Origin of the sequence: Pseudoxanthomonas sp. CCNWLW251, assembly GCF_037402255.1 — a bacterium.
Classification (GTDB): domain Bacteria; phylum Pseudomonadota; class Gammaproteobacteria; order Xanthomonadales; family Xanthomonadaceae; genus Pseudoxanthomonas_A.
Window position 1 is genome coordinate 1,096,098 of sequence record NZ_JBBEGA010000002.1, and the last position, 24,889, is coordinate 1,120,986.

Below are 24,889 nucleotides of genomic sequence, written 5' to 3' on the forward strand. Positions count from 1 at the left end.
CCGCGGGGAACGACGTTCAACCACGAGGCTCCCATGGATCTCCGCAAAATCAAGAAACTGATCGACCTGCTGGAAGAGTCGAACCTGGCCGAAATCGAGATCAAGGAAGGCGAAGAATCCGTGCGCCTGGCGCGCACGCCCAAGGGCGGCTATGCCGTGCCGGCACCGGCCCCCGCCGCCTACGCCGAACCGCGCCCCGCCGCGCCGATGCCGATGAGCTCGCCCACCGAAGCCTCCACCGGCGGCACGGCCAAGGCCGGCAACGCCCTGCCGGACGGCCACGTGGTGCGTGCGCCGATGGTCGGCACCTTCTATGCGTCGCCGTCGCCGGACAAGCCCGCGTTCGTCGCCGTCGGCCAGTCGGTGAAGGCCGGCGAGACGCTGGCGATCATCGAAGCCATGAAGATGTTCAACCCCATCGAAGCCGACGTCTCCGGCACCGTGCTGTCGATCCTGGCCGAAAGCGGCCAGCCGATCGAATTCGATCAGCCGCTGTTCGTGATCGGCTGAGGTCCGCGCCATGCTGGACAAAGTCGTCATCGCCAACCGGGGTGAGATCGCGCTGCGCATCCTGCGCGCCTGCCACACCCTGGGCATCCGCACGGTCGCCGTGCATTCCACCGTCGACCGCAACCTCAAGCACGTGGCCATGGCGGACGAATCCGTCTGCATCGGCCCTGCTGCGTCGAAGGACAGCTACCTCAACATCCCGGCGATCATCGCCGCCGCCGAGGTGACCGACGCGCAGGCCATCCACCCGGGCTACGGCTTCCTGTCGGAGAACGCCGACTTCGCCGAGCGCGTGGAGCAGTCCGGCTTCATCTTCATCGGCCCCAAGGCCGACACCATCCGCATGATGGGCGACAAGGTGGAGGCGATCCGCGCGATGAAGGCGGCGGGCGTGCCGTGCGTGCCCGGCAGCGGTGGGCCGCTGGGCGAGGACATCGTGGCCAACACCAAGATCGCGCGCGAGATCGGCTATCCGGTGATCATCAAGGCCGCGGGCGGCGGCGGCGGCCGCGGCATGCGCGTGGTGCATGTGGAGGGCGCGCTGAAGGCCGCCATCGAGACCACCAAGTCCGAAGCCAAGGCCGCGTTCGGCAACGGCGAGGTCTACATGGAGAAGTTCCTGGAGAATCCGCGTCACGTGGAGATCCAGGTGCTGGCCGATGGCCAGGGCAATGCGATCCACCTGGGCGAGCGCGACTGCTCGATGCAGCGCCGCCACCAGAAGGTGGTGGAGGAAGCGCCCGCTCCCGGCATCACCGACGAACAGCGCGCGGAGATCGGCAAGGTCTGCGTGGAAGCCTGCCTGCGCATCGGCTACCGGGGCGCCGGCACGTTCGAGTTCCTGTACGAGGACGGCCGCTTCTACTTCATCGAGATGAACACTCGCATCCAGGTGGAGCATCCGGTGACCGAACGCATCACCGGCATCGACCTGGTCTGCGAACAGCTGCGCATCGCGGCCGGGCAGAAGCTGACCATCAAGCAGTCCGACATCGTGCTGCGCGGGCATGCCATCGAGTGCCGCATCAACGCGGAAGACCCGGACACCTTCATGCCGCACCCGGGCCTGATCCAGCACTTCCATCCGCCGGGTGGCCCCGGCGTGCGCGTGGATACGCATATCTACGAAGGCTACCGCGTGCCGCCGAACTACGATTCGATGATCGCCAAGCTCATCGTGCACGGTCCTGACCGCGAAACCGCCATCGCCCGCATGCGCGTGGCGTTGAGCGAGATGGTCATCGACGGCATCAAGACCAACATCCCGCTGCAGCAGCGCATCATGCGCGACCAGGGATTCCAGGCCGGCGGCCAGAACATCCACTACCTGGAAAAGCGCCTGGCCGAACGCAAGAACAAGACGATCTCGCTGGTCTGAGCAGAGGCTGGATCAGCCCCGCGCGTCCGCGCGGGGCCTTGCATGTGGCGGAAGCCGGCGGGTCGCCGGCTGCAGGCCAGCATCGCGGAATGGCGCGCACGCACACGAAAGAGAAGGGCCGGGATGTCGCCATCCCGGCCCTTCTCTCGTCTGCAGCCATCCACGGGGACGCTCAACGATCCGCAGGCACCCGCTGCGTGCCGGGCACCGTCCGCACGCCGAGTGGCGAGGATGGATCGGTGATCCGCACCAGTTCCGAAGAGCCGTCCGCCCATACCACCCGGATCGTGCTGCCGGGCGCCAGCGTCGAGAACGGCGTGCCGCTGCGCGCCCGGTAGAGCGCGGCGACCTGGCTGGCGCCAAGCCGGCGCGCATCGTCCGGCGCATGGATCGTCATGTGGCCCACGCGCGTGAGATCCCGGTACTCGGGATCACGTGTCTCGATGACGATCGTGGCGGCAGCGGCGGCATACGCCACCACCACCAGGCCCCAGACCAGGAGATTGGCTCCCGGTCGCGTGTGCTTGTACTTCATCCGTCAGCTCCCGGGTGGGACAGCAAGGTGCCCACCATCTCGTCAACATTGCCGGCACCCTGGCGCGGCACGCCCGCATCGCGCGCGAAGGTGGTGAAATCCTGTGATTCATCCTGCGAACATATGCCGCCGTTCACGCAGTAGTTCGTCATCATCGCGCCGTCCGGACTGCAATCCATGCCCAGCTCGCATGACGCGATGCGCCAGGCGATCTCGCTGAGTTCACTGCCCGATACCTCGCCCAGCGTGTCGCGCCGACCACTCGCACTGGTGCCCATGACCGGGGCGATGGCGAAGAAGGCGAACGGATCATCCGAATCGAGCACGCGCTGGACCAGTTCGCGCCGATAGTCATCGTCGTCGCGCAATGGCTGCTCCATCGCCAACAGTGCCGCCTCGGCCGCCAGGCTGCCCGCGCGCGCGGCCTGCTGGCGCTGGGTGAGGATGGTCGGCAACGACAGTCCGTCCTGCGGCACGAACCTGGCGCATCGCTGCTGCACGCGCTGGCGTGCGGAGAGCATCGCGCCGCCGTTGGACAATCCCAGCGTTGCAATGACGCGCGAGTCCTGCGCATAACCGGCCGGGTCTGCGGCAAATCCCGCGCAGTAGTCCTGTACCAGGCTCAGCAGCCACATGGCATCGGCATCGCCGGCTGCGGACAGGGCGAGCAGTTCGCGCGAATAGGCGAACAGGTCGGTGCTGTCCTCGAATGCGCGCCGCAGCGGCGACAGCATGGGCGTCGAATGCGCAGCGACAGGGCGCAGGACAGCGGGTGTGGTGGACGGCAGGAGCGCTGTCGTCCCGGCCGGGGCGGAAGCCGCATCGTCCGTCGGCATCGCGAACGGCGCCAGCCCCGCCTGGCGCAGCGGCATCCACGCCAGCGCCCCCAGCAGGCCCACCAGCATCATCGGCAGTAGCAGCTTCCGGGGCACCCCCGCATTATCCCGGTGCATCCCAAGCTGTTCAACGCGAAAACGCCGCGTTCAGCACGCCCGCCACGCCTTCCGTCGCCCGCCTTGCCGGGCCTTCGCCTGAACGCATGAGACAATGCACGCCTTCTCCGCTTCCCGCCCCCTTGTGCCATGCCCTATCTGGAGCTCTCCCTGCGCTGCACCGAAACCGAGCAGCCGCGCTACGAGACCGCCCTGGAGGACGTCGGCGCGCTCTCGGTCACGCTGCTGGATGCGGACGCCGATACCGGGCACGAACGGGCCATCCTGGAGCCCGGTGTCGGCGAGACTCCCTTGTGGAAATCGCTGGTGCTGACCGCACTGTTCGATGCGGATATCGATGGGCTCGCGCTGCTCGCCGCACTGGAGTCGTTCGATCCGGGACTCGACTGGACCCACGCGGGGTTCCGCAAGGTCGAGGACGAGGACTGGGAACGCGCGTGGCTGGACCAGTTCAAGCCCATGCGCTTCGGCGCCCGTACCTTCATCGTGCCCTGGAACCACGAAGTGCCCGCGGAAGCCGGCGACGATGCCGCAATCGTGCGACTCGATCCGGGCCTGGCGTTCGGATCCGGCACGCACCCCACCACGGCACTGTGCCTGCGTTGGCTCGACGGGCTCGCCGATGACGGCGCGCTGGAGGGCCAGCGCGTGCTCGACTTCGGTTGTGGTTCCGGCATCCTCGCGCTCGCCGCCTTGAAACTCGGCGCCGCGCAGGCCGTGGGCGTGGACAACGATCCGCAGGCATTGCTGGCCAGCGCCGACAACGCGCAGCGCAACCAGGTGGATGCGAAATTCAATGCCTACCTCCCCGAGGACGAACCGGTGATGACCTATCCGGTGGTGGTGGCCAACATCCTGGCCTCGGCGCTGGACGCACTGGCCGACATCCTCGCCGCCCGCGTCGCGCCCGGTGGCCGCATCGCACTGTCGGGCATCCTCAAGGGACAGGAAGACGAACTGCTGGCCCGCTACGCGACGTGGTTCGATGCCCTAGTGGCCACGCAGGACGGCGACTGGATGCGTATCGACGGCATCCGTCGCTGACACCGCTCTCCGCCGCGTCCGCGATCACAACACGCGCGCGGGCGTGCATGGTTGAATAGGGGCCATGTTCACGGCCTGTCCGCATTGCCAGTTCCTTGTCGCCCGCGACCGGCACACCGATGCCGTGCCCGCAGACTGTCCCCGCTGCGGCAGACCATTGGCCACGGCGGACGAAGCGGCGGTGGCTGCATCGCCCAGCCTCGCAACCTTCCTGAATCCTGCAGCAGCCGGCGCGGAAGCATCGCCGGGTGCGCCACCGGACGACACGCCCGCGGCACCATTCCTGGCAGAGGAAGAGGCGGCTTCGCGAGACGCCATGCCTGATGCGGCGGACGTGGCGATACCCGTCGATGACACCCCCGACATCACCGCGCACGCGGCAGACGCTGCAGCACCGGAAGACGCGACGCCTGTCGATGTCATTCCGGTCCATGCAATGCCCGAGGACGCAGCGGCTTCCGCCATCGAGCCGGCGCCCGTCATCACCGCCACGCCCACGCCCACGCGCAAGGCAACGGATCCCCGGTTCCTGCAACGCACGCGCACCATGCCGGTGCATGCAGCCCGCGCACGCTGGCAATGGGTTGCCGTGGGCGCACTTGCAACACTGCTGTGTGTACAGATCGTACTGGCCGACCGCGCCCGTCTGGCGACACAGGCGGGGTGGCGCCCCCTGGTGATGATGCTGTGCGGCGCGTTCCGCTGCGACGTACCGATGTGGCACGAGCCCAGCGCCTTCACCATGCTGAGTCGCGATGTGCGGCCGGTCACCGGCCAGGCGGGAACACTGCAGGCACAAGCGACGTTCCGCAACGAAGCACGCTGGGAACAGGGTTGGCCGGTGATCCTGCTGACGCTGAAGGATGCCGATGGCCGCACCCTGGGCGCGCGTGCGCTGGCACCACGCGACTACCTGCCACAGGACGCGGTGTCCTCATCGATCGGCCCCGGACAGAGCGCCCAGATGGCCGTGCTTGTGCGCGAGCCGAGTGCGAACGTCGTCGCGTTCTCCTTCGACTTCCGTTAAGCGCGCCGGATTCATCAAAAAGCGGATGCGCGCGCCGCGATCAGGCGCTAGACTCGTCCCCCCGCCGAATACCCACAAGCACATGGCGGGCATCCGCATCCGTTGCACCAGGGGATCCGATTGAACGCTGCCTCCGCCCGTCAGGACACGCCACGCGCCACGTCGCGCCCGCCGCTGCGCGAGCATGTCGCCGTGTCCGTCCGCCGCTACCTGCGTGACCTGGATGGCTGCGAGGCGGACGACGTGTACGAGATCGTGCTGCGCGAGATGGAGATCCCGCTGTTCGTGGAAGTGCTCAACCATTGCGAAGGCAACCAGAGCCGCGCTGCCGCCATGCTGGGCATCCATCGCGCCACGCTGCGCAAGAAGCTCAAGGACTACGGGCTGGCCTGACAGGCCGCCCGGCCGAGGGCCGGGCGCGATGGTGCGGCGCGTTATAATTCGCGCCCCGCTCCGTACTGCCCTCCCCATGACCCTCGATTTACAGCCCGTGCGCCGGGCGCTGCTGTCCGTATCCGACAAGACCGGCCTGCTCGACCTGGCCCGCGCGCTCGCCGCCCGCAATGTCGAACTGCTGTCCACCGGCGGTACTGCCAGGACATTGCGTGACGCCGGCCTGTCCGTGCGCGACGTGGCCGAGGTCACCGGATTCCCGGAAATGATGGATGGCCGCGTCAAGACGCTGCACCCGATGGTCCACGGTGGCCTGCTAGGCCGTGCGGGTACCGACGACGCCGTGATGACCGAGCACGGCATCGGCGCCATCGACCTGCTGGTGCTCAATCTCTATCCGTTCGAACAGGTCACCGCGAAGGCGGACTGCACGCTCGCCGACGCGGTGGAGAACATCGACATCGGCGGCCCGGCGATGCTGCGTTCGGCCGCGAAGAACTTCGCGCGCGTGGCGGTGGCCACGGACCCGTCGCAATACGACGGCATCGTGCGCGAACTCGACGCGAATGACAGCGCCCTTTCCGCGCAGACGCGCTTCGCGCTGTCGGTGGCCGCGTTCAACCGCGTGGCCCAGTACGACGCCGCCATCAGCAACTACCTGTCCGCCGTCACCGACGCCTCGGGCGACGTGCCGGTACGCGCGGCGTTCTCGGCGCAGGCCAACGGCAGCTTCGTCAAGGTCATGGATCTGCGCTACGGCGAGAACCCGCACCAGCAGGCCGCGTTCTACCGCGACCTGCATCCGGCACCCGGCTCGCTGGCGACCTTCACCCAGCTGCAGGGCAAGGAACTGAGCTACAACAACATCGCCGACAGCGATGCGGCGTGGGAATGCGTGCGCCAGTTCGATGCGCCGGCCTGCGTGATCGTCAAGCACGCCAATCCCTGCGGCGTGGCGGTCGGCGTGGCCTGCGGCGATGCCTATGAACTGGCCTACGCCACCGATCCGACCAGCGCATTCGGCGGCATCATCGCCTTCAACCGCACGCTGGATGCCGCGACGGCGAAGGTCATCCTGGACCGCCAGTTCGTCGAGGTGCTGATCGCGCCGGACTACGAGCCGGCCGCGCTCGACTACGCGGCGAAGAAGGCCAACGTGCGCGTGCTGCGCATTCCGCTGGCGCCAGCGTCGACCGGCTTCATCGATACCAAGCGCGTCGGTTCCGGCCTGCTGCTGCAGACCGCCGACGACCGCGTCGTGACGCGCGACGAACTGAAGGTGGTGACCAAGCTCGCGCCGACCGACGCGCAGTTCACCGACCTGCTGTTCGCGTGGAAGGTGGCCAAGTTCGTCAAATCCAACGCTATCGTCTATGCGAAGGACCATCGCACCATCGGCGTCGGCGCCGGGCAGATGAGCCGCGTGTATTCGGCGCGCATCGCCGGCATCAAGGCTGCGGATGCGAACCTCGTGGTCGAAGGGTCGGTGATGGCGAGTGATGCGTTCTTTCCGTTCCGCGACGGCATCGACGCCGCCGCAGCCGCCGGCATCAAGGCGGTGATCCAGCCGGGCGGTTCCATGCGCGATGGCGACGTCATTGCCGCCGCCGACGAGCACGGCATCGCCATGGTGTTCACCGGTGTGCGCCACTTCCGGCACTGACCGTCGTGCCCGATGATGCCGCCAACGGCGGTCGTCATCTGCGCGGCAGCTTTCTCCGCTCGTTGTCCAGCACGGGAGCACCACCACGGCCATGAAGATCCTTCGCACGCTTTCCGCCATGCTCGTCCCGGCGTTCGTGGTCCTCGCATTCACCGGCTGTACGGACACGCAGGCCCGCCTGCACGAGGCGCATGCGAAGGTCGCTGCCACGTTGCCCGCTCCCCACTTCGAGGATCTGGTGACCGAGTCGGTCGCCATCGAGGGTGACCGGCTGGTGCTGCTGATACGCAGCCCCGAGGGCAACGCCGCCAAGACACGCAAAGCCCCGGGCTTCGAGACGCTGAAGGAAAGCGAGCAGTACGCGCTGCGCGAGCTGTGCGCGCAGCCCGCGATCACGCCACTGATCGACACCGACGCCATCCTGGTGCGGCGCTTCGTCGACCGTCACGGCGCCGTTTTCTTCGACGTCGAACTTCCGGCACGCGCGTGCCTGACTCCGCCGGCCGACGCGCCGGTCCAGCCATGAGGAATACCCCTTGAAAGTCCTGGTCATCGGTTCCGGCGGTCGCGAGCACGCCCTCGCGTGGAAGCTGGCGCAGTCGCCGCGGGTGGACGAGGTGATCGTGGCGCCCGGCAACGCCGGCACCGCGACGGAGGCGAAGTGCCGCAACGTCGCGGTCAAGGTCACCGACATCGACGGTCTGCTGGCCTTGGCACAGGAGGCAGGCGTGGGCCTGACCGTGGTCGGTCCCGAAGTGCCGCTCGTGGCCGGCGTGGTGGACCGCTTCCGTCTGGCGGGATTGCGTGTTTTCGGTCCCACCGCCGCTGCGGCGCAGCTGGAGGGCAGCAAGGCATTCGCCAAGGATTTCCTGGCGCGCCACGGCATCCCGACCGCGTTCTACGCCGTGCATACCGATGTGGACGCCGCGCTCGCCTATCTCCGCGAGAAAGGCGCGCCGATCGTCGTGAAGGCCGACGGCCTGGCCGCCGGCAAGGGCGTGATCGTGGCGATGACGCTGGCCGAAGCCGAAGCCGCGGTGCGCGACATGCTGTCGGGCAATGCGTTCGGTGATGCCGGTGCACGCGTGGTGATCGAGGAATTCCTGGAAGGCGAGGAAGCCAGCTTCATCTCGATGGTCGATGGCACCACCGCGCTGCCGATGGCGACCAGCCAGGACCACAAGCGGGTCGGCGACGGCGACACGGGCCCCAACACCGGCGGCATGGGGGCGTATTCGCCCGCCCCGGTGGTCACGCCCGAAGTGCATGCGCGCGTGATGCGCGAGGTGGTCAATCCCACGGTGCAGGGCATGATCGCCGACGGCGTGCCGTTCACCGGTTTCCTGTATGCCGGGCTGATGATCGATGACAGCGGCGCCCCGAAGGTGATCGAGTTCAACGTGCGCTTCGGCGACCCCGAGACGCAACCGGTGATGCTGCGCCTGCAATCCGATCTGGTGGACCTGGTCGAAGCGGCCATCGACGGACGCCTCGATGTCACAGAAGCGCGCTGGGATCCGCGCCCGTCGCTGGGCGTCGTGATGGCCGCGGCGCCTTATCCCGAAACACCGGTCACCGGCGACGTGATCGCCGGGCTGGACGACGTGCCTGCGACCGCCAAGGTGTTCCATGCCGGCACCGCGCTTGACGCGGAAGGCCACGTGGTCAGCGCCGGAGGCCGCGTCCTGTGCGTGGCGGCGCTGGGCGATTCGGTATCGGATGCGCAGCGCAATGCGTATGCCGGCGTGGACCGGATTCGCTGGACCAACGAGTTCCACCGCGCCGACATCGGCTGGCGCGCGATCGCGCGCGAACGCGCGGACACCTGATCGGCGGCTATCGCGCCTGCACGAAGTTCGCCGCGTGCTCGCGCGGCGCGCTGCGCAGGTACTGCGGCGCGACCGCGATCTTCGCGTCCAGCACCACGGCCGCATGCCATGGCCAGCGCGGGTCGTAGAGGATGCCGCGTGCGAGCCCGATGGCATCGGCCCGATCCTGCTGCAGGATGTCTTCGGCATGTCGCGGCTCGGTGATCAGGCCTACCGCGATCACCGGCATCGCGACATGCTGCTTGATGGCGGCGGCGAACGGCACCTGGTAGCCCGGCTCCAGGGCGATCTTCTGCGCGGGATGCAGGCCGCCGCTGGAGACATGGATGAAGTGACAACCCCGTGCGTCGAGCGCCTGCGCCAGGGCGATGCTCTGGGCAGGATCCCAGCCACCCTCGACCCAATCGGTGGCGGAAATGCGGATGCCGACCGCCATCGACGCGGGTACGGCCGCCTTGATCGCATCGAACACCTGCAGCACCAGCCGCATGCGGTTTTCCAGCGAGCCGCCATACGTATCTTCGCGATGGTTACTGAGCGGCGACAGGAACTGGTGCAACAGGTAGCCGTGCGCCGCATGGATCTCGATCAGGTCCAGACCCAGCCGCACCGCACGCCGCGCGCTGTCGGCGAACGCGGCGACGACCGCATCGATGCCCGCCTGGTCCAGCGCAACCGGCGAAGGATGTCCTTCGGCATAGGGCGTGGCCGATGCCGATACGGTCTGCCATCCGTGTTCGGCACCGGGCGCGATGGCGGCACCGTGGTGCTCCCACGGGCGGTGCGTCGACGCCTTGCGTCCGGCATGGGCGAGCTGCACACCGATCGCCATGGAGGAATATCGACGCGTGGCGGCGAGCGCCGTGGCGAATGCCGCTTCGGTAGCGTCATCCCACAAGCCGAGATCGGCCCCGCTGATGCGTCCTCGCGGCTCGACTGCCGTCGCTTCGACGATCGCGAGCCCGGCACCGGACTGGGCGAGGTTCGGCCAATGGAAGGCATGCCACTCGGTGGCGCGCCCCGCTTCGGCGGAGTACTGGCACATCGGCGCGATCACGATGCGGTTGGGCAGGCGCAATGGCCCCAGATCCAGGGGTGAGAACAGACGGCTCATGAGGGAAGGTGTCGACGACGTGGGGGCGCCACTATCCCCCTGCCCCTGTGGCCCATCAATGCCACGGGCGGAACACTGTCGGGCGCACCGGCTCGCGGAGCCATCGTGATTTGCTAGGCTGCGCGCAACCCACGGAGGGCGCATGTCCAGCCACAGCCAGTTCTCGCTGCTGAAACAACGACGGTTCCTGCCGTACTTCACCGTCCAGGCGCTGGGCGCCTTCAACGACAATGTCTACCGTCAGGCGATCATCGCGCTGCTGTTCTTCCTGGGCGCCAGCGATGGCGAACTTTCGCTGTACGCCACGCTGGCGCCGGCGATCTTCATCCTCCCCTACTTCCTGTTCTCCGCCATCGCGGGCCAGTTCGCCGAGAAGCTGGAGAAGCACAGGCTGATCGTCATCACCACGACGATGGAAATCGCCATCATGTCGCTGGCGGCGGTCGGTTTCCTGCTGCAGAACATGCCGGTCCTGCTGGTCGCGCTGTTCTGCACCGGCGTGCAGTCGACCCTGTTCGGGCCGGTGAAGTATTCGGTGCTGCCTTCGATCCTGAAGCCGGAGGAACTGACCGGCGGCAATGGCCTGGTCGAGATGGGCACCTCGATCTCGATCCTGTGCGGCATGATCGCCGGCGGCATGATCTTCCAGGTGGCCGGGGTTTACGGCCCACAGGCGGCCGCCGTCGCCATCGTGTTGCTGGCGGTGCTGGGCAACGCCGTGTCACGCCTGATCCCGCGCATGGACGCGGGTGCGCCCGACCTGGTCATCCGCTGGAACCCGATCCCGGAATCGCTCGCCGTGCTGCGCATGGCCAAGCAGCAACTCGCCGTGCGCAACGCCATCCTCGGCGTGTCGTGGTTCTGGTTCTTCGGCACGCTGCTGACTTCGCAGCTGCCTGCCTACGCGAAGCTGCACCTCGGCGCGGCCGACGGTTCGTCGACGCTGTACGTGTTCGCACTGGCGCTGTTCTCGGTCGGCACGGGCGTGGGTTCGCTTCTGTGCGAGAAGCTGTCGGGGCGCACTGTCGAGATCGGCCTGGTACCGGTGGGCGCGTTCGGCATGACGGCGTTCCTGCTCGATCTCTACTTCGCCAGGCCGGGCGCCGCGCCCGTCACCGGGCTGGGGGTGGCCGAGTTCGTCCGCCAGGCCGGCAGCGTGCGGATCATGATCGACCTGGTCGGCATCGGCATGTTCGCAGGCATCTTCGTGGTGCCGCTGTTCGCACTGATCCAGAGCCGCACGGACAATTCGCGGATGGCACGGGTGTTCGCCGCGCTCAACATCCAGAACTCGGGCTTCATCGTACTGGCCGCGCTGGTCGGCCTGGGCCTGCATGCGCTGGGCTGGAGCGGCCCGCAGCTCTTCCTCGCGCTGGCCATCGCCAACGCACTGGTGGCGATCTGGATCTTCACCATCGTGCCCGAGTTCCTGATGCGCTTCCTCAGCTGGCTGCTGGTGCGCGGCCTGTACCGGCTGCGCCTGCACGGCATCGAGAAGCACGTGCCGGACGAGGGCCCGGCATTGATCGTGTGCAATCACGTCAGCTACATGGACGCGCTGATCCTGGCCGCGACGATCCCGCGTCCGGTGCGCTTCGTCATGTACTACCGGATCTTCAACATCCCGGTGATGAGCTGGATCTTCCGCACGGCCAAGGCCATCCCGATCGCCGGCGCGCGGGAGAACCCGGAACTGATGCGGCGCGCATTCGAGGAAATCGACGCGGCCCTGGCGGCGGGCGAGATCGTCGGCATCTTCCCCGAAGGCGCGTTGACGAAGGATGGCGGGATCGCTGCGTTCAAGTCCGGCGTGGAGAAGATACTCGAGCGCCGCCCGGTGCCCGTCGTGCCCATGGCGCTGAAGGGAATGTGGACCAGCATGTGGAGCCACCGCGATACCCGGATGGGGCGCATGCGCGTGCCCCGCCGTTTCCGCGCGCATGTGGACGTGGTGGCCAGCGAACCGCTGGATGGCACCGCCGTGACCGCCGAGGTCCTGGAAGCCCGGGTACGTGCGCTGCGCGGTGATGCGGCGTGACGGTTTCGCGTCGTCGCCATCCCCGCTAGGCTAGCGGCGGGGATTTTCGTCATCCATGCCCGCCCTCGCGGCGGCGGCCCCTTCCTGTCCCTCGCCCGCAAGAGAACCGTCATGAGCGCCATTCCGCCCTCCACGCAAGGCCCTTACGTACCCAATCACCTGGTATGGGCCATCCTCAGCACGCTGTTCTGCTGCCTGCCGTTGGGCATCGTCTCCATCGTGTTCGCCGCGCAGGTGGACGGCAAGCGCGCCGCCGGCGATCTGGCAGGTGCGCAGGACGCATCGCGCAAGGCGTTGAACTGGGCCATCGCCTCCGCGCTGATCGGTCCGATCCTGGTCGCGCTGTGGTTCTTTTTGTTCGGCGGTCTGGCACTATTGGGCGGCCTGAGCGGCATGTGAGCCGACTCGCACGACCCTTCATCCCTGTACAAGGAAAGCCTGCATGAGCGCCGTACCTCCCATGCCCCCGACCGCCACGCCGGGCAACGTTCCCAACCATCTCGCATGGGCCATCGTGTCCACGGTGCTGGCCACCTGCCTGTGCTGTCCGCTGGGCCTGATCGGCATCGTCGCCATCGTGTTCTCGACCCAGGTCAACAGCAAGCTCAACCAGGGCGACCTGGAGGGCGCGCATCGTGCGTCCGCCAACGCCAAGACCTGGTGCTGGGTCGCCACCGCGTTCGCCATCATCGGTCTGCTGATCAACATCGCCATGTTCGCCACCGGCGGCATGGAGCAGTACATGATGATGCTGGAGCAGATGCAGCAAGCGCAGTGATCGCACTGCGTCCCCTGCACTATCTGGCACTGACGGCGGCGGCCCTTGCGGCCGCCGTCGGCGTCTGGCTCCTGCTGAACTTCGATCCGAATGCGGCCGACAGTCCTTTCCCTGGCTGCATGTTCCGCGCACTGACCGGCTACTTCTGCATCGGCTGCGGCCTGACCCGCGCGCTGCATGCGCTGGTCCACGGCGACATCCTGCGCGCATTCGCCATGAATCCACTTGCCATCCTGATGTTGCCGGCGATCCCGATGATGGTCGCCCACGGCCAGGGTTGGCGCCCCCGTGCGCTCGAGCCCTTGATGCGCGTCCTGCTCGCACCGATGTTCTGGCTCGTACTGTTGCCGGTGTACTGGGTGGCAAGGAACTTGCCCTGGTTCCCCTTCACCTTGCTGGCGCCGGGCTGATATCGGTTCACCTCGCCAGCGGATGCCGGGGCACGCGCCGCGGCATGCGAAACACGGACCGTCAGCTGACCCAGCCACCGATCACGAACACGGCAAGCAGTGCCAGCCACAGCAACAGGATGCGCCAGACCAGGCTCATCGCGTCGCGCAATTCGGGCAGTTCGCGCATGGCCTGGACCATGCCCTCCTCGGCGTATTCCTCCGCCTCCTCGGCCAGTTCGCAGCGCACGCTGGCGCGTGCGGCGTGGCCAAGGAATCCGGTGTCCAGCCGGAAGCGCGTGCCGCCGGCTTCGCGCCAGGCGGTGAACACCGTATCGAAGTTGCCGACCAGCGCCATCGCCAACGTCATCAACTGGGCGACAGGCCAGTCCAGTGCGGTCTTCACCGCACGCGCGCCAAGGCGATTCTCTTCGGGCAAGGTCGAGGCCCATTCGTCCTGCGTCGCCAGTACCGACAGGCGATAGAGCACCGCGCCGACCGGACCCAGCAGCAGGAACCAGAACAGCACGCCGAACCAGCGTTGCAGTGCGTTGACGAACACCGCTTCCACCAACGCCGGCCCATCCAGCGCCGCAGCTTCACCGGTCAGTCCGAGCCGGGCGATCGCGGTGCGACGGGCAGGCGCATCATGCGCGTCGATGACGGCCTCGACATCCACGTCCAGGTCGCGCGGCCCCCAGGCGTAGACCAGCACCGCGATATCGAACAGCAGGCCGGGCAACCCGTACAGGGGACCATCGAGCATCCATTGCAGCAGCGCGACCACCAGCAACACCGGCACCATGGCCAACGCGATGCCGTAGCGCGCCTGCCAGACGCCCGCGCCGCCGGAGCGCTCGCCCAGCCAGCGCAACCATGCGCCATACCATGCGTACTGGCGAAACGATGCGACCAGCGCGGGTGCGACATGCCCCAGCACCAGCGCAAGCACGACGGCGACGAGCGTGATCGACATGCAATTCCTCCGAGCCGGGATTCTAGCGCGGCTGTCTGTTAATGCCCGGTCTTGTCGGGGATCTTCGAGTCGCGCGTCGCGCGCATGCCGGCATGCCAGTGTTCTATCAGCGAGCGCGCGATGGAGATGGACGGCGACAGCAGCAGCCCATCGCCCGTGTTGTCGTCTCCACGCGCGAGTGCGGCATCGATCTCGTCGAACGTGAACCAGCGCGCGTCCTCGAGTTCGCCGTCCACCTGGGGCGGATCCGGCTCGGCATCGGCGCAGAATCCCAGCATCAACGCGCCCGGGAACGGCCACGGCTGCGCGCCGAGGTAGCGGCAATCGCGCACCCGCACCTGCGTTTCTTCGAGCACTTCGCGCGCAACGGTCTGCTCCAGCGTCTCGCCGGGTTCCACGAAGCCCGCGATGACCGAGTAGCGGCGTGGTGGCCACGATGCCTGCCGCCCCAGCAGCAGGCGCTCGCCATCGCTGGCCGCAACGATGACGGCAGGGTCCACGCGCGGATAATGATCCTTGCCGCACTGCGTGCAATGGGCGATGTAACCCGCGCGGCGGAACGTGATGGCGCCGCCGCAGGCGCTGCAGAAGCGCGTGGACGATTGCCAGTGCAGGAGCGCTCGCGCCATGGCGAACACGCCGGACGTGAAGGCAGGCCATGCCGCGGCCGCGCGCCGCAGGTCCAGCCACGATGGCGCCTGCACCGCATGGTGCCGGGCATGCGCCGCGAACCATGCCACGCCATCCTTCAGCCCCAGGAACAGGCTCGCGCCCGGCCCACCGCCGAGCGACGCGCCTTCCGGTGCCAGCAGCGCACCGTCGGCTTCCACCATCGCGCGCCCGTCGTCGTCCAGCAGCATCACGCGGGCGGCCGGCCACAAGGCGGTCAACGCGTCGGTGTCGTCGCGCAGCGCGTCGGCGCGATCCAGCGTATCGCCCGCGAAGGCGAAACCGGTGAGCGGCACGGTGGAGGAGACGGGACCTGTCACGGAACGCGGCAGGCCGGCATTCACATGCTGAAACTGCTGCCGCAGCCGCAGGTGGTCTTGGCGTTGGGGTTGCGGATGACGAACTGCGCACCCTGCAGGCTTTCGCTGTAGTCCACTTCCGCGCCCATCAGGTACTGCAGGCTCAGCGGGTCGACCAGCAACGACACGCCATCGGTATCCACGGCCACGTCGTCTTCGGCACGGTTCTCGTCGAACTCGAACCCGTACTGGAAGCCGGAACAGCCGCCGCCCTGGATGTAGACGCGCAAGGCCAGGGCTTCGTTGCCTTCCTCCTGCACCAGCTCGCGCACCTTGGCCGCCGCGGCAGGCGTGAAGTTCAGCGGCCGGTCGATGGACTGGTAGTCCGGAGCGGCGGCTGCGGTCGGCAGGGAAACGACAGTGGTCATGGCGAAAGGATGGGGGCTGGCGGGAGGCAGTTCAAGCTCAACGTGTGCCGGTGCTGCCTTCGCCCGCGCCTTCCTTGGCCGCCGCCTGCGCCCACGGGAACGATTGCTCGACGGCTGCGCCACTTTGCGGCACCACGCGGGCGATCACGCGGACAGGCTTGAAACCCGGCGGCAGCAGCAGGTCGCCTTCGACCTGCTGGAAGTACTTGAACGAATACGGCACGCCGGGCGCATTGGGCTGCTGCCGCAGATCGGCCCACCCCAGGCGGCGCAGCTTGCCCGCCTCGGTGCCCTCCACCGATACCAGCAGGCGGCCGGCGTTGACGGCGCCGCGATTGAGGTTCTGCGTGAGCGTGGCGGTGAAGTGCCACGCCTGCTCGTCCTGCGGCTGCAGGGTGAGCTCGTGCACCGACAGGCCACGGCGCTGCGCAGTGGCACCGACGAAACGCTCGTAGAAGGCCACGTCGGCGCGCAGGCCGGCGATTTCCTCGTCGCGTTCGGACAGCGTGGCCTGCAGGTCGCGGTTGGCGTCGCGGCTGATCTGGTCCGAGCGCGCCAGCGTGGCGCTGCGCTGCTCCAGGATCTCGATGCGCTGCTGCTGCTCGCGCGACTGGGCGGCCGTGGGGGCCTCGCCCACATGGCGCGCGAACACCTGCCAGAGACCCCAGCCGCCAAACGAAAGCGCCACCGCCAACACGGCAATCAACACGGGCCAGCCCACCAGCCTGGGGGGCGGGACACTGGGCGGTACGGGCTGGGGACTCATGGCCGCAGGATAGCGCGGCCGATCCCAGCGGGCTCTGAATGCCCCGGTCAGGCGTCGGCGGTGGCCCACGCTTCCGGCAAGGCAGCACCGTCATGCGACGGCGATCCCGCAGGCACGGCATCCGCATGCACCAGGCGCCCGGTCAACTGCGCGCCCGCGCTCATCTCGACGACCTTGTAATGCAGGTTGCCCTGCACGCGCGCCTTGGCGGCCAGCTCGATCCGGTCGAAGGCATGCACGTCGCCGGTCATGCGGCCGTTGATGACCACCACGGGCACCTGCACTTCGCCTTCGATGCTGCCCTGCTCGGCCAGCGTCAGGACGGCGCGCTCGCCGGCTTCGGCGATGACCTTGCCCTGGATATGGCCTTCCACGTACAGGCCGCCACTGAACACCACGTCGCCACGGATGGTGACCTGTGGCCCGATGAGCGTGTCGATGGCGCCCACGTCGGGACGGATGGGCTTGGTCTTGAACATCTCACTTGCCTCCTGCGGCTGTGGCGGTCTTCCAGTCGAAGGCCTGCTCCACCGCCGCGTCTCCGCCATTCAGCGTCACTTTGACGCGCTGTGGCGTGAACCCGGGCGGCAGCATCACGTTGCCATCCAACTGCTGGAAATAACGGAATGAATAGGTCTGGCCCGGCGCGCTGCGCTGCTGGTGCAGTTCGTCCCACTGCACCGCGGCCAGCTTGCCTTCGCGCACACCCTCCACGGTGAAGCGCATCTGGCCCTGGCTGATCGCGCCGCGGTTGAGCGTCTGCGTCAGCATGATCTGGTAACGCCAGGTGCCGCCGGCCTCCGGTGCGAACTCGGCCACGTGCACGCTCAGGCCCTTGCGCTGGCTGGTCGAACCGACCAGACGCTCATAGAACGCCACATCGGCACGCAGCGCAGCGATCTCTTCGTCGCGCTCGGCCAGCGCATCCTGCACCTCGGCATTGGCCGCGCGGCTGATCTGATCGGAGCGGGAGAGCGTGGACTCGCGCTGGCGCAGGTTGCGCAGTTCGCCGCGCACCACGGCCAGCTCACGTTCCGCCTGTATACGATCGGCATCGGCCTTCGCCAATCGCGGCGCGGCGGTGTAGCTGGCGGCGAACCACATGGCCGCCAGGCTGCCTGCCCACGCCAGACCGAACAGCAAGGAGGCTCCACGACGACGCACAGCCGCGTCACGCGGCACGATCCTGAAGCGGGATGGAGCAGGTGCAGACATGACGGACAAGCGGCATGCGGCACTCAGCCGGCAGCCAGACGGGACCCCTATACTCGCCGCAGTGGCGTGAGCCCACGAGTCTAACGGGAGTGGCCGGCATGTCCGAAGCGCATCTTTTCGTAATTGGGATCCTGTTGGCATGGATGGCCGGGATCCGCGTCTATCTCACCGTCTTCGGGTTGGGCCTCGCCGGGGCGCTGGGCTGGCTGGATCTGCCGCCCGCCTTGCAGGTGACCGAGTCCTGGTGGGTGCTGGGGACGTCCGGGGCGCTCGCGTTGACCGAGTTCTTCGCCGACAAGATCCCGGGCGTGGACTCTGGCTGGGACCTGCTGCAGACCCTGGCCCGCGTGCCGGCAGGTGCGTTCCTCGCAGCCGCTACCCTGTCGCCGGACGGCCAGCTCAGTGGCGGCGCGCTGGCGGCGGGTGCCGGCGTGGCGCTCACCAGCCATCTGCTGAAGAGCGGCTCGCGCGCACTGATGAACACCTCGCCCGAGCCGGTCAGCAACTGGACCGCCTCGGTGGCGGAAGACGCCGTGGTCGTGGGCGGCCTTGCGATGGCCTTTGCGCACCCCTGGATTGCGTTGTTCCTTGTGATCGGAGTGTCGCTGCTCATCGCGCTGGCGGTCTGGTGGGTCTGGCGCAGCGTGTCGCGCGGACTGAAACGCTTGCTGCAGACAGCGCCTTCAGCTCCCGTGTCGCCCCCGACCTCCGGCCCGTGACAGGCGTCGGCGCATCGGGGATCATGGGTCTGCCTCACCCGTGAACTTCATCGCATAATGGGGCTCAGCTTGGGGAAGCCTGATGTCCGCCATCGATTCCACATCCCGCCCGCAGGATGAGCCTTCACGCTCGCGCCTGCGCGCAGAAACCCCGCCGGCGCACCATTGGCGCCGCTGGGTGGACGATGCCGCCCCCGAAGACGCGGCCGAACCCGGCGCCGGAGAGCCCGTCGAGATGACCAGCCAGCCCCCCACGCCTACCGAGCCCCCTGCGAGGTCCGCACCCCCGCCGGCACCGGCTGCCGCGACGCCGGCTGGACCCCGTGAACCCGTCGATCCGGAATCGCCCTATCGCGTGCTGATCGTCGAAGACGACCGCGGGCAGGCCCTGTTCGCCCAGAGCGTGCTGCATGGCGCCGGCATGCAGGCCGACGTGCAGATGCAGTCCGATGGCCTGCTCGATGCCATGCGCCGCTTCCGTCCCGACCTGGTGCTGATGGACCTGCACATGCCCGGCAGGGACGGCATGTCGCTGACCATGCTGCTGCGGCAACAGCCCGAGTACCTGCACCTGCCGATCGTGTTCCTGACCGGCGACCCGGACCCGGAACGCCAGTTCGAAGTCCTGGAGAGCGGCGCCGACGACTTCCTCAACAAGCCGATCCGTCCGCGCCACCTGATCGCGGCGGTGTCCAACCGCATCCAGCGCGCGCGCCAGCGCAGCCAGGCCCAGCAGGCGCCGCGGCCCTCGCTCAACACCGATACCGGCCTGCCCACCCGTACCTTCGTGCTGCAGCAGCTAGGCGAGTCGCTACAGCGGCAGGGGCGTGGCGGGCTGTTCTTCGTCGAGGTCAACAGCGCGCTGAGCCTGCGTGAACGCTATGGCTATGCGGTGTTCGAGCACCTGATGAGCCAGGCCGGGCGCCAGCTGGCTGCCGCTGCGTCGCCGCACCCGGTGGCCCGATTGAACGACAACAGCTTCCTGATGCTGGCCGACAGCGTCGACGAGGCGACCTTGGCCGCCCTGGCGCAGCAGTTGCGCGACGGACTGGCCGGGCATGACTTTGAAACCCGCCCCAGCGAAGTGCTCAAGCTTCGCGGCTCGATCGGCTACACCGCGCTGTCCCTCGGCTTCGCCGACGCCGGCAGCGCGCTGGAGGCCATCGAGCGTGCCGTGCTGCAGGCCCGCCTGAAGTCCGACAGCCTGGCCGAGTACATACCGGCCCAGGTCGACGACGACGCCCCGCGCATCTCGCTGGAGGATGGCCAGTTCGAACTGGCCTACCAGCCGATCGTGGCGGTGGCTGGCAACGACCAGGCGCAATACCAGGTGCTGCTGCGCATGCGCCAGCCCGATGGCTCGCTGCTGCCCGCGTCACAGGTGATCCCGGCGGCCGAACTCGCCGGAGGCATCGCGCAGATCGATCACTGGGTGCTGGAGCACGCACTGTTCGTGCTGGCCGAGCGACAGGCCATGGGACCGTCGCTGCGCCTGTTCGTCTCGCAGTCGCCGCGCTCGCTGGCGCGCGAATCGCATGCCCCATGGCTGCTGGATGCACTGCGCGCGCGCGGCATCGAGGGCACGTCGCTGGTCATCGACCTGCGCCTGTCCGACGCCCTGATCCACACCGTCACCCTGCGGCAGTTCTGCCAGCAGCTGATGCCGGCCGGCGTGCAGTTCTGCCTCAGCCAGTTCGAGCCCGGAGTGGAAGCCGACGCCCTGCTGACGCAGCTGCCGCTCGGTTTCGTACGTGTTTCCAGCAAGTACGCCAGCGCCCACGCCGATCCGGTCCTGCGCGACCAGTTGCGCGGGATCATCGACAACGCCCACCGCCAGGGCCTGCAGGTGATCGGACAGCAGATCGAAGATCCCCAGGCCGCAGCGGCCATGTGGATGGGCGGTGTCGACTTCATCCAGGGCAACCTGGTGCAGGCAGTCGGCAGCGAGCTCGGTTTCGACTTCCACAACGCGGTGCTGTAACGATGCCCACCACCGGACGGACGCCGGTGATGCCGTGGGTGACGGTGGCGCTGGCTGCGTCGTCGGTGGCGTCGATGGGCCTGCACTGGGCGGGCATCGCGGGCCCCTGGATACCCGTCGCACTCGGAACAGGCGCGGCGGGGCTGGCCGCGGCCGTCGCCGCCGGGCTGCAATCGCGCAGCGAAGCCCATCAGCGCGCCGGTGTGCAGGCGCGTGCGGCGATGGCCGAATCCGAGCGCGACAGCCTGCAACGCGATCTGCACCGCCACGACCGGCTTGAACAGGAATTGATGCGCGCCAAGCAGGCCGCCGAATCCGCCGCGATGGCCAAGGGCGAATTCCTGGCCACGATGAGCCATGAAATCCGCACCCCGCTCAACGGCATCGTGCCGATGCTGGAGATGCTGTCGCGTGCACCGCTGGCACCGGACCAGCGCGAGATGCTGAGCACGGCCACCGCATCCTCGCACCAACTGCTGCGCATCGTGGACGACATCCTCGACTACTCCAAGCTCGAGGCGAACAAGCTGGATCTGGAGATCACCGGATTCAACCTGCGCGAACTGCTCGACAGCGTGCTGCAGCTCATGTATCGCCCCGCGGAAAACAAGGGGCTGCGGCTGAGCCTGCAACTGGATCCTGCGGTGCGCCTGCCGGTCCGTGGCGACCCTGTGCGGTTGCGCCAGGTGCTCACCAACCTGGTCGGCAACGCGATCAAGTTCACCGACCGCGGCTCGGTCACGCTGGTGGTGCGACGGCTCGGCGAAACCGCCGCGCAGCATCTGTTGCGCTTCGAGGTGCGGGATACCGGCATCGGCATCGAAGAAGATGCACGCCATCGCCTGTTCCATTCCTTCAGCCAGGCCGATGCGTCCACCACCCGACTGTACGGCGGCACCGGGCTCGGCCTGGCGATCTGCCGGCGCATCGTCGACCTGATGGGCGGCCGCATCGACGTGGTCTCGGAGATCGGGCGCGGCTCCACGTTCTGGTTCGAAGTGCCGCTGATGAAAGTCATCGGCGACCTGCGCCAGCGCGACAACGGCGCGCTGGACCACGGCCGCGTGCTCATCGTCTCCCCCGATGCCCGGCTGCGGCAGCGACTCACGCTGCTGGCCACCAACTGGGGCATGCAACCGGTGGCGGTGGAAACCACGCAGGAAGCGCTGGACCGGCTGCGTCTGGTCAGCGAACAGGCGCAGCAGGATTATCTGGCCGTCCTCGCCGACATCGGTGGCATCCGCAGCACCGCACTGGCGCTGCATCGCGCCATCGCGCGGCGTCCTTCACCGGATCTGCTGCGCTTGGTCTGGCTGTACGGCGACGAGACCGTCCCGACCGAGCTGCACCCGCGCAGCACCCTGCTGTCGCGGCAGTCACCGGATGCGGACCTCCGTGCAGCGCTGACCGGTGCGGCGCCGGAGCCTGACCAGGAAGCGGGTGCCGCCGCGATGGAAGAGATATTTCCGGAAGCCAGGACCACTGCTTTGCCGCTCGATCCCGCGCCGCCCAGCCTGACCGAGGCACGTGAGGCGCAGGCACCGGTCGTCCCTGCCGTTCGTGAGGCGGAGGCGCCCGCTGCGGGCCGGGAACCCGCCGTTGTCAGCGCCATGCGCACCGAGCCCCGCCTGCTGCTGGTGGAAGACAACCCGGTCAACCTGCTGGTGGCGCAGAAGCTGCTGTCGGCACTCGGCTTCAACTGCGAGACCGCGGCCAATGGCGACATCGCCATCAAGCGCATGCAGGTGGAGCACTTCGATCTGATCCTGATGGACTGCCAGATGCCGGTCCTGGACGGCTACGCCGCGACGCGACGCTGGCGCGACCTGGAGGCGCAGCGCGCCGATGGCGTCCGCCTGCCCATCGTCGCGATGACCGCCAATGCGATGGCCGGGGACCGCCAGCGCTGCCTGGATGCCGGCATGGACGACTATCTCGCCAAGCCGGTGTCGCGCGAGCAACTGGAAAGCTGCCTGCACCGCTGGCTGCCGGACCGCATGAACTTCGTGCTGCGCAACGCCGCGCTCGTGCCCTCCGCGGAACCGGCACCGCCGGTCCCGGCCGTCGCCACCGCGCGCGCGCCGGCGCCGAGTTTCCCGGTGCTGGACCAGACCATGCTGGAAGAACTGCGCGAGATCGCCGGCGACGAAACCACGCGCATCATCACCATCTTCCTGGAAGACGCGCCGCGCCTGATCGGCACGCTGGAGAAGGCGGCTGCCGTGCCCGATCTGGATGCCATGCGCGATGCGGCGCATACGCTCAAATCATCCAGCGCCAACGTGGGCGCGATGGCGTTGTCGGCCGCCGCCAAGCGTGTGGAACTGGGCGCACGTGCCCGCAAGCTGGAGCGCCCAGCCGTGGCCGTGGCGCTGGTCATCGCCGAATACGCGCGTGCGCGCATGGCGCTGCAGGGCTACGCCGCGCAACAGCTCGGCAGGCCGCTGTTGCCGCCGGCAGCGGCGAACGGTCAGTCGTCGCCTTCGAGCTTGGTCAGCAGGTAATTCGGCTCGCCGATGCGGTCGATCACCGACAACTGCGTTTCCAGCCAGTCGATGTGCTCTTCCTCGGAATCGAGGATGTTGGCGAACAGCTGCCGGCTGACGTAGTCGGCCACCGATTCGCAATAGGCGATCGCTTCGCGCAGCGGCGGCAGCGCTTCCTGTTCCAGCGCTAGGTCGCACTCGAGGATCTCGCGCGGCGTTTCGCCGATGCGCAGTTTGCCCAGCGCCTGGAAGTTGGGCAGGCCATCGAGGAACAGGATGCGTTCCGACAGCTTGTCGGCATGCTTCATCTCGTCGATGGATTCCTTGTATTCGTGCTCGGCCAGCTCCTTGAAGCCCCAGTTCTTCAGCATCTTGGCGTGCAGGAAGTACTGGTTGATGGCGGTCAGCTCGTTGTAGAGCGCCTTGTTGAGGTATTCGATGACCTTGGCGTCGCCTTTCATGGCCATGCTCCGTGGGCGGAAGGACGGCAAAGGTTAGCCCGTGCACGCGCGCCGTGACGGAACGCGAATCGTGATCATTCTGGAAGGATGCCGCGCCGCCGACGGGCGGTCGCGTGGACGTCAGGCTGCGTGCGAGAGCGTCAGGATGGGGAACAGCGGCTCGCGCGATGCGGGTTGCGCGGCCTGAAGCACGTCCATCGCCATGTCCAGGCAGCTGCCGCAGTTGGCGCCCGCGCCCGTACGCATGGTCAGCTCGGCCACGGTGGTGCATCCCGCGGTGGCGGCTTCACGTATCTGGCGGTCGGTCACGCCGTTGCAGATGCAGACGTACACGGTGGCGGTGGCAGTGCGGCGGGCACGGGATGGCCCGCCACCATTTCACCCAAGATGAGAATGATTGTCAATTCTTGGCAGGTTCACCGGTACCACCCCGTTTACGTGCCGGCCGGTCACGGCCACGCCAGCGGGATCCTTCCACCGAAGCCCGGGGGTCGGGCAGCTGTGGCGGGATCGCCTGCGGGCCCGCGACGCCGCGGGCAAAGGAGGCCAGGTGCCCCAGCGCGCTGGCGTACACGCGGCGCTTGAACATGACCACGTGCTCGAGCGGATACCAGAAATCCACCCAGCGCCAGTGGTCGAATTCCGGGCTCTCGGTCAGGTCCAGGCGGACGTGGGCTTCGTCGCCGACCAGGCGCAGCAGGAACCACACCTGCTTCTGGCCGATGCAGACCTGGCGTTCGTTGCGCCGGATGGCGCGGGGGGGCAGGCGATAGCGAAGCCACCCGGGCGTGACGCCCAGAACTTCCACATGTTCGGGCAACAGGCCGGTTTCTTCGCGCAACTCGCGGTACATGGCCTCGACCGGTGTCTCGTCCGTGTTCATGCCGCCTTGCGGGAACTGCCAGCCATCCCGGCGCACGCGTCGCGCCCAGAACACCCGGCCGTCCGGCCGCATCAACACGATGCCGACGTTGGGTCGGTAGCCGTCCGGATCGATCACGATGCGGACTCCATAAATCTACTGTGCCCGACTCTGCCACGCCCCGCCGCAGGCGACAAGCGCGGCACCCCGGCTTGACAGGCATGGGGTCGAAATGAAGAATACGCGGTTCACGCGGCTATGTAGCTCAGCCGGTTAGAGCACAGCACTCATAATGCTGGGGTCGGTGGTTCGAGTCCACCCATAGCCACCAGATTCCCCAACGGAATCAACGCGTTGAAACAAACCCGCCGCGAGG

Annotated in this window: 27 protein-coding genes and 1 tRNA gene; 16 read left to right on the top strand and 12 right to left on the bottom strand. The window is 67.9% G+C overall.

Features of this window, described 5'->3' with window-relative positions; translation table 11 throughout:
- Nucleotides 1-33 precede the first annotated feature (33 nt).
- Nucleotides 34-510, top strand: coding sequence for an acetyl-CoA carboxylase biotin carboxyl carrier protein (gene accB, locus WBN46_RS12260; protein ID WP_277727522.1), 477 nt, complete (start codon nt 34-36; stop codon nt 508-510).
- A 10-nt stretch (nt 511-520) separates the two neighbouring features.
- Nucleotides 521-1,888, top strand: coding sequence for an acetyl-CoA carboxylase biotin carboxylase subunit (accC, locus tag WBN46_RS12265; protein ID WP_337731752.1), 1,368 nt, complete (start codon nt 521-523; stop codon nt 1,886-1,888).
- Between the two features lie 172 nt (nt 1,889-2,060).
- Here accC and WBN46_RS12270 read toward each other — a convergent pair whose 3' ends face one another.
- A complete protein-coding gene (locus WBN46_RS12270) occupies nt 2,061-2,423 on the bottom strand; it encodes a hypothetical protein (RefSeq protein WP_337731753.1) in 363 nt (120 codons plus the stop codon).
- Complete coding sequence (locus WBN46_RS12275) at nt 2,420-3,355, bottom strand: hypothetical protein (protein ID WP_337731754.1); 936 nt, start codon at nt 3,353-3,355, stop codon at nt 2,420-2,422. The genes WBN46_RS12270 and WBN46_RS12275 overlap by 4 nt, the downstream gene beginning before the upstream one ends.
- Before the next feature lie 150 nt (nt 3,356-3,505).
- Between WBN46_RS12275 and prmA the strand changes: the two genes are divergently transcribed.
- The 6 genes from prmA to purD all read left to right on the top strand — a co-directional run bounded on the left by prmA (nt 3,506) and on the right by purD (nt 9,332).
- Nucleotides 3,506-4,420 carry a 50S ribosomal protein L11 methyltransferase gene (gene prmA / locus WBN46_RS12280; protein WP_337731755.1) on the top strand — a complete coding sequence of 305 codons (915 nt, stop codon included), beginning with the start codon at nt 3,506-3,508 and terminating at the stop codon, nt 4,418-4,420.
- A 64-nt stretch (nt 4,421-4,484) separates the two neighbouring features.
- Entirely contained in the window at nt 4,485-5,447 is a 963-nt protein-coding gene (locus WBN46_RS12285) for a DUF3426 domain-containing protein (protein ID WP_337731756.1), read from the top strand.
- 120 nt (nt 5,448-5,567) lie between these two features.
- Nucleotides 5,568-5,840, top strand: coding sequence for a DNA-binding transcriptional regulator Fis (fis, locus tag WBN46_RS12290; protein WP_337731757.1), 273 nt, complete (start codon nt 5,568-5,570; stop codon nt 5,838-5,840).
- A 76-nt stretch (nt 5,841-5,916) separates the two neighbouring features.
- Nucleotides 5,917-7,503 carry a bifunctional phosphoribosylaminoimidazolecarboxamide formyltransferase/IMP cyclohydrolase gene (gene purH, locus WBN46_RS12295; protein ID WP_337731758.1) on the top strand — a complete coding sequence of 529 codons (1,587 nt, stop codon included), beginning with the start codon at nt 5,917-5,919 and terminating at the stop codon, nt 7,501-7,503.
- A gap of 91 nt (nt 7,504-7,594) precedes the next feature.
- Nucleotides 7,595-8,029 (top strand): hypothetical protein, encoded by a 435-nt coding sequence (locus WBN46_RS12300; protein ID WP_337731759.1) that lies wholly within the window; start codon nt 7,595-7,597, stop codon nt 8,027-8,029.
- A 10-nt stretch (nt 8,030-8,039) separates the two neighbouring features.
- The gene (gene purD, locus WBN46_RS12305) at nt 8,040-9,332 is read left to right on the top strand and encodes a phosphoribosylamine--glycine ligase (RefSeq protein WP_337731760.1); all 1,293 of its coding nucleotides are present in this window, start codon (nt 8,040-8,042) and stop codon (nt 9,330-9,332) included.
- Nucleotides 9,333-9,339: 7 nt separating this feature from the next.
- Here purD and WBN46_RS12310 read toward each other — a convergent pair whose 3' ends face one another.
- The gene (locus WBN46_RS12310; RefSeq protein ID WP_337731761.1) at nt 9,340-10,446 is read right to left on the bottom strand and encodes an NADH:flavin oxidoreductase/NADH oxidase; all 1,107 of its coding nucleotides are present in this window, start codon (nt 10,444-10,446) and stop codon (nt 9,340-9,342) included.
- A 142-nt stretch (nt 10,447-10,588) separates the two neighbouring features.
- On the opposite strand from WBN46_RS12310, the gene WBN46_RS12315 reads away from it, so the two are divergent.
- The 4 genes from WBN46_RS12315 (at nt 10,589) to WBN46_RS12330 (ending at nt 13,672) form a co-directional block, all read left to right on the top strand.
- On the top strand, nt 10,589-12,484 hold the full coding sequence (locus tag WBN46_RS12315) for an MFS transporter (protein WP_337731762.1): 1,896 nt from the start codon (nt 10,589-10,591) through the stop codon (nt 12,482-12,484).
- A gap of 111 nt (nt 12,485-12,595) precedes the next feature.
- On the top strand, nt 12,596-12,883 hold the full coding sequence (locus WBN46_RS12320; RefSeq protein WP_192202286.1) for a CD225/dispanin family protein: 288 nt from the start codon (nt 12,596-12,598) through the stop codon (nt 12,881-12,883).
- Nucleotides 12,884-12,926: 43 nt separating this feature from the next.
- The gene (locus tag WBN46_RS12325) at nt 12,927-13,262 is read left to right on the top strand and encodes a CD225/dispanin family protein (RefSeq protein ID WP_337731763.1); all 336 of its coding nucleotides are present in this window, start codon (nt 12,927-12,929) and stop codon (nt 13,260-13,262) included.
- Nucleotides 13,262-13,672 carry a DUF2752 domain-containing protein gene (locus WBN46_RS12330; RefSeq protein ID WP_337731925.1) on the top strand — a complete coding sequence of 137 codons (411 nt, stop codon included), beginning with the start codon at nt 13,262-13,264 and terminating at the stop codon, nt 13,670-13,672. The genes WBN46_RS12325 and WBN46_RS12330 overlap by 1 nt, the downstream gene beginning before the upstream one ends.
- A 61-nt stretch (nt 13,673-13,733) precedes the next feature.
- Here the strand turns inward: WBN46_RS12330 and ampE are convergent, their stop codons facing one another.
- The 6 genes from ampE to WBN46_RS12360 are packed head-to-tail and all read right to left on the bottom strand — an operon-like array spanning nt 13,734 to nt 18,004.
- On the bottom strand, nt 13,734-14,627 hold the full coding sequence (gene ampE, locus WBN46_RS12335) for a regulatory signaling modulator protein AmpE (protein ID WP_337731764.1): 894 nt from the start codon (nt 14,625-14,627) through the stop codon (nt 13,734-13,736).
- A 38-nt stretch (nt 14,628-14,665) separates the two neighbouring features.
- Nucleotides 14,666-15,616, bottom strand: coding sequence for an NAD(+) diphosphatase (nudC, locus tag WBN46_RS12340; RefSeq protein WP_337731765.1), 951 nt, complete (start codon nt 15,614-15,616; stop codon nt 14,666-14,668).
- A 20-nt stretch (nt 15,617-15,636) separates the two neighbouring features.
- Nucleotides 15,637-16,023, bottom strand: a complete 387-nt coding sequence (gene erpA, locus WBN46_RS12345; protein WP_337731766.1) for an iron-sulfur cluster insertion protein ErpA — start codon at nt 16,021-16,023, stop codon at nt 15,637-15,639.
- Between the two features lie 37 nt (nt 16,024-16,060).
- On the bottom strand, nt 16,061-16,789 hold the full coding sequence (locus WBN46_RS12350) for a DUF6776 family protein (protein ID WP_337731767.1): 729 nt from the start codon (nt 16,787-16,789) through the stop codon (nt 16,061-16,063).
- 47 nt (nt 16,790-16,836) lie between these two features.
- Nucleotides 16,837-17,268, bottom strand: a complete 432-nt coding sequence (locus tag WBN46_RS12355; RefSeq protein WP_192202291.1) for a polymer-forming cytoskeletal protein — start codon at nt 17,266-17,268, stop codon at nt 16,837-16,839.
- Nucleotide 17,269: 1 nt separating this feature from the next.
- Complete coding sequence (locus tag WBN46_RS12360; RefSeq protein ID WP_337731768.1) at nt 17,270-18,004, bottom strand: DUF6776 family protein; 735 nt, start codon at nt 18,002-18,004, stop codon at nt 17,270-17,272.
- Nucleotides 18,005-18,102: 98 nt separating this feature from the next.
- Between WBN46_RS12360 and WBN46_RS12365 the strand changes: the two genes are divergently transcribed.
- From WBN46_RS12365 to WBN46_RS12375, 3 genes are all read left to right on the top strand, one after another.
- Complete coding sequence (locus WBN46_RS12365) at nt 18,103-18,723, top strand: DUF4126 domain-containing protein (protein ID WP_142126192.1); 621 nt, start codon at nt 18,103-18,105, stop codon at nt 18,721-18,723.
- Nucleotides 18,724-18,805: 82 nt separating this feature from the next.
- On the top strand, nt 18,806-20,704 hold the full coding sequence (locus tag WBN46_RS12370; RefSeq protein ID WP_337731769.1) for an EAL domain-containing protein: 1,899 nt from the start codon (nt 18,806-18,808) through the stop codon (nt 20,702-20,704).
- 29 nt (nt 20,705-20,733) lie between these two features.
- Nucleotides 20,734-23,208: an ATP-binding protein gene (locus WBN46_RS12375; RefSeq protein WP_337731926.1), complete on the top strand. Its 2,475-nt coding sequence runs from the start codon at nt 20,734-20,736 to the stop codon at nt 23,206-23,208.
- Here WBN46_RS12375 and bfr read toward each other — a convergent pair.
- From bfr to WBN46_RS12390, 3 genes are all read right to left on the bottom strand, one after another.
- On the bottom strand, nt 23,175-23,651 hold the full coding sequence (gene bfr / locus WBN46_RS12380) for a bacterioferritin (RefSeq protein WP_337731770.1): 477 nt from the start codon (nt 23,649-23,651) through the stop codon (nt 23,175-23,177). The two genes, WBN46_RS12375 and bfr, sit on opposite strands and share 34 nt — an antisense overlap.
- Nucleotides 23,652-23,771: 120 nt before the next feature.
- A complete protein-coding gene (locus WBN46_RS12385) occupies nt 23,772-23,984 on the bottom strand; it encodes a (2Fe-2S)-binding protein (RefSeq protein ID WP_337731771.1) in 213 nt (70 codons plus the stop codon).
- 67 nt (nt 23,985-24,051) lie between these two features.
- A complete protein-coding gene (locus WBN46_RS12390; protein ID WP_337731772.1) occupies nt 24,052-24,651 on the bottom strand; it encodes an RNA pyrophosphohydrolase in 600 nt (199 codons plus the stop codon).
- 116 nt (nt 24,652-24,767) lie between these two features.
- On the opposite strand from WBN46_RS12390, the gene WBN46_RS12395 reads away from it, so the two are divergent.
- Nucleotides 24,768-24,844, top strand: a tRNA-Met gene (locus WBN46_RS12395).
- Nucleotides 24,845-24,889 lie beyond the last annotated feature (45 nt).

What these genes read in the sequence shown, in the direction of transcription:
- accB (WP_277727522.1), top strand. Translation starts at nt 34, where the DNA reads ATGGATCTCCGCAAAATCAAGAAACTGATCGACCTGCTGGAAGAGTCG.
- accC (WP_337731752.1), top strand. Translation starts at nt 521, where the DNA reads ATGCTGGACAAAGTCGTCATCGCCAACCGGGGTGAGATCGCGCTGCGC.
- WBN46_RS12270 (WP_337731753.1), bottom strand. Translation starts at nt 2,423, where the DNA reads ATGAAGTACAAGCACACGCGACCGGGAGCCAATCTCCTGGTCTGGGGC.
- prmA (WP_337731755.1), top strand. Translation starts at nt 3,506, where the DNA reads ATGCCCTATCTGGAGCTCTCCCTGCGCTGCACCGAAACCGAGCAGCCG.
- WBN46_RS12285 (WP_337731756.1), top strand. Translation starts at nt 4,485, where the DNA reads ATGTTCACGGCCTGTCCGCATTGCCAGTTCCTTGTCGCCCGCGACCGG.
- purH (WP_337731758.1), top strand. Translation starts at nt 5,917, where the DNA reads ATGACCCTCGATTTACAGCCCGTGCGCCGGGCGCTGCTGTCCGTATCC.
- WBN46_RS12300 (WP_337731759.1), top strand. Translation starts at nt 7,595, where the DNA reads ATGAAGATCCTTCGCACGCTTTCCGCCATGCTCGTCCCGGCGTTCGTG.
- WBN46_RS12310 (WP_337731761.1), bottom strand. Translation starts at nt 10,446, where the DNA reads ATGAGCCGTCTGTTCTCACCCCTGGATCTGGGGCCATTGCGCCTGCCC.
- WBN46_RS12315 (WP_337731762.1), top strand. Translation starts at nt 10,589, where the DNA reads ATGTCCAGCCACAGCCAGTTCTCGCTGCTGAAACAACGACGGTTCCTG.
- WBN46_RS12320 (WP_192202286.1), top strand. Translation starts at nt 12,596, where the DNA reads ATGAGCGCCATTCCGCCCTCCACGCAAGGCCCTTACGTACCCAATCAC.
- WBN46_RS12325 (WP_337731763.1), top strand. Translation starts at nt 12,927, where the DNA reads ATGAGCGCCGTACCTCCCATGCCCCCGACCGCCACGCCGGGCAACGTT.
- ampE (WP_337731764.1), bottom strand. Translation starts at nt 14,627, where the DNA reads ATGTCGATCACGCTCGTCGCCGTCGTGCTTGCGCTGGTGCTGGGGCAT.
- erpA (WP_337731766.1), bottom strand. Translation starts at nt 16,023, where the DNA reads ATGACCACTGTCGTTTCCCTGCCGACCGCAGCCGCCGCTCCGGACTAC.
- WBN46_RS12350 (WP_337731767.1), bottom strand. Translation starts at nt 16,789, where the DNA reads ATGAGTCCCCAGCCCGTACCGCCCAGTGTCCCGCCCCCCAGGCTGGTG.
- WBN46_RS12355 (WP_192202291.1), bottom strand. Translation starts at nt 17,268, where the DNA reads ATGTTCAAGACCAAGCCCATCCGTCCCGACGTGGGCGCCATCGACACG.
- WBN46_RS12360 (WP_337731768.1), bottom strand. Translation starts at nt 18,004, where the DNA reads ATGTCTGCACCTGCTCCATCCCGCTTCAGGATCGTGCCGCGTGACGCG.
- WBN46_RS12365 (WP_142126192.1), top strand. Translation starts at nt 18,103, where the DNA reads ATGTCCGAAGCGCATCTTTTCGTAATTGGGATCCTGTTGGCATGGATG.
- WBN46_RS12370 (WP_337731769.1), top strand. Translation starts at nt 18,806, where the DNA reads ATGTCCGCCATCGATTCCACATCCCGCCCGCAGGATGAGCCTTCACGC.
- WBN46_RS12375 (WP_337731926.1), top strand. Translation starts at nt 20,734, where the DNA reads ATGCCGTGGGTGACGGTGGCGCTGGCTGCGTCGTCGGTGGCGTCGATG.
- bfr (WP_337731770.1), bottom strand. Translation starts at nt 23,651, where the DNA reads ATGAAAGGCGACGCCAAGGTCATCGAATACCTCAACAAGGCGCTCTAC.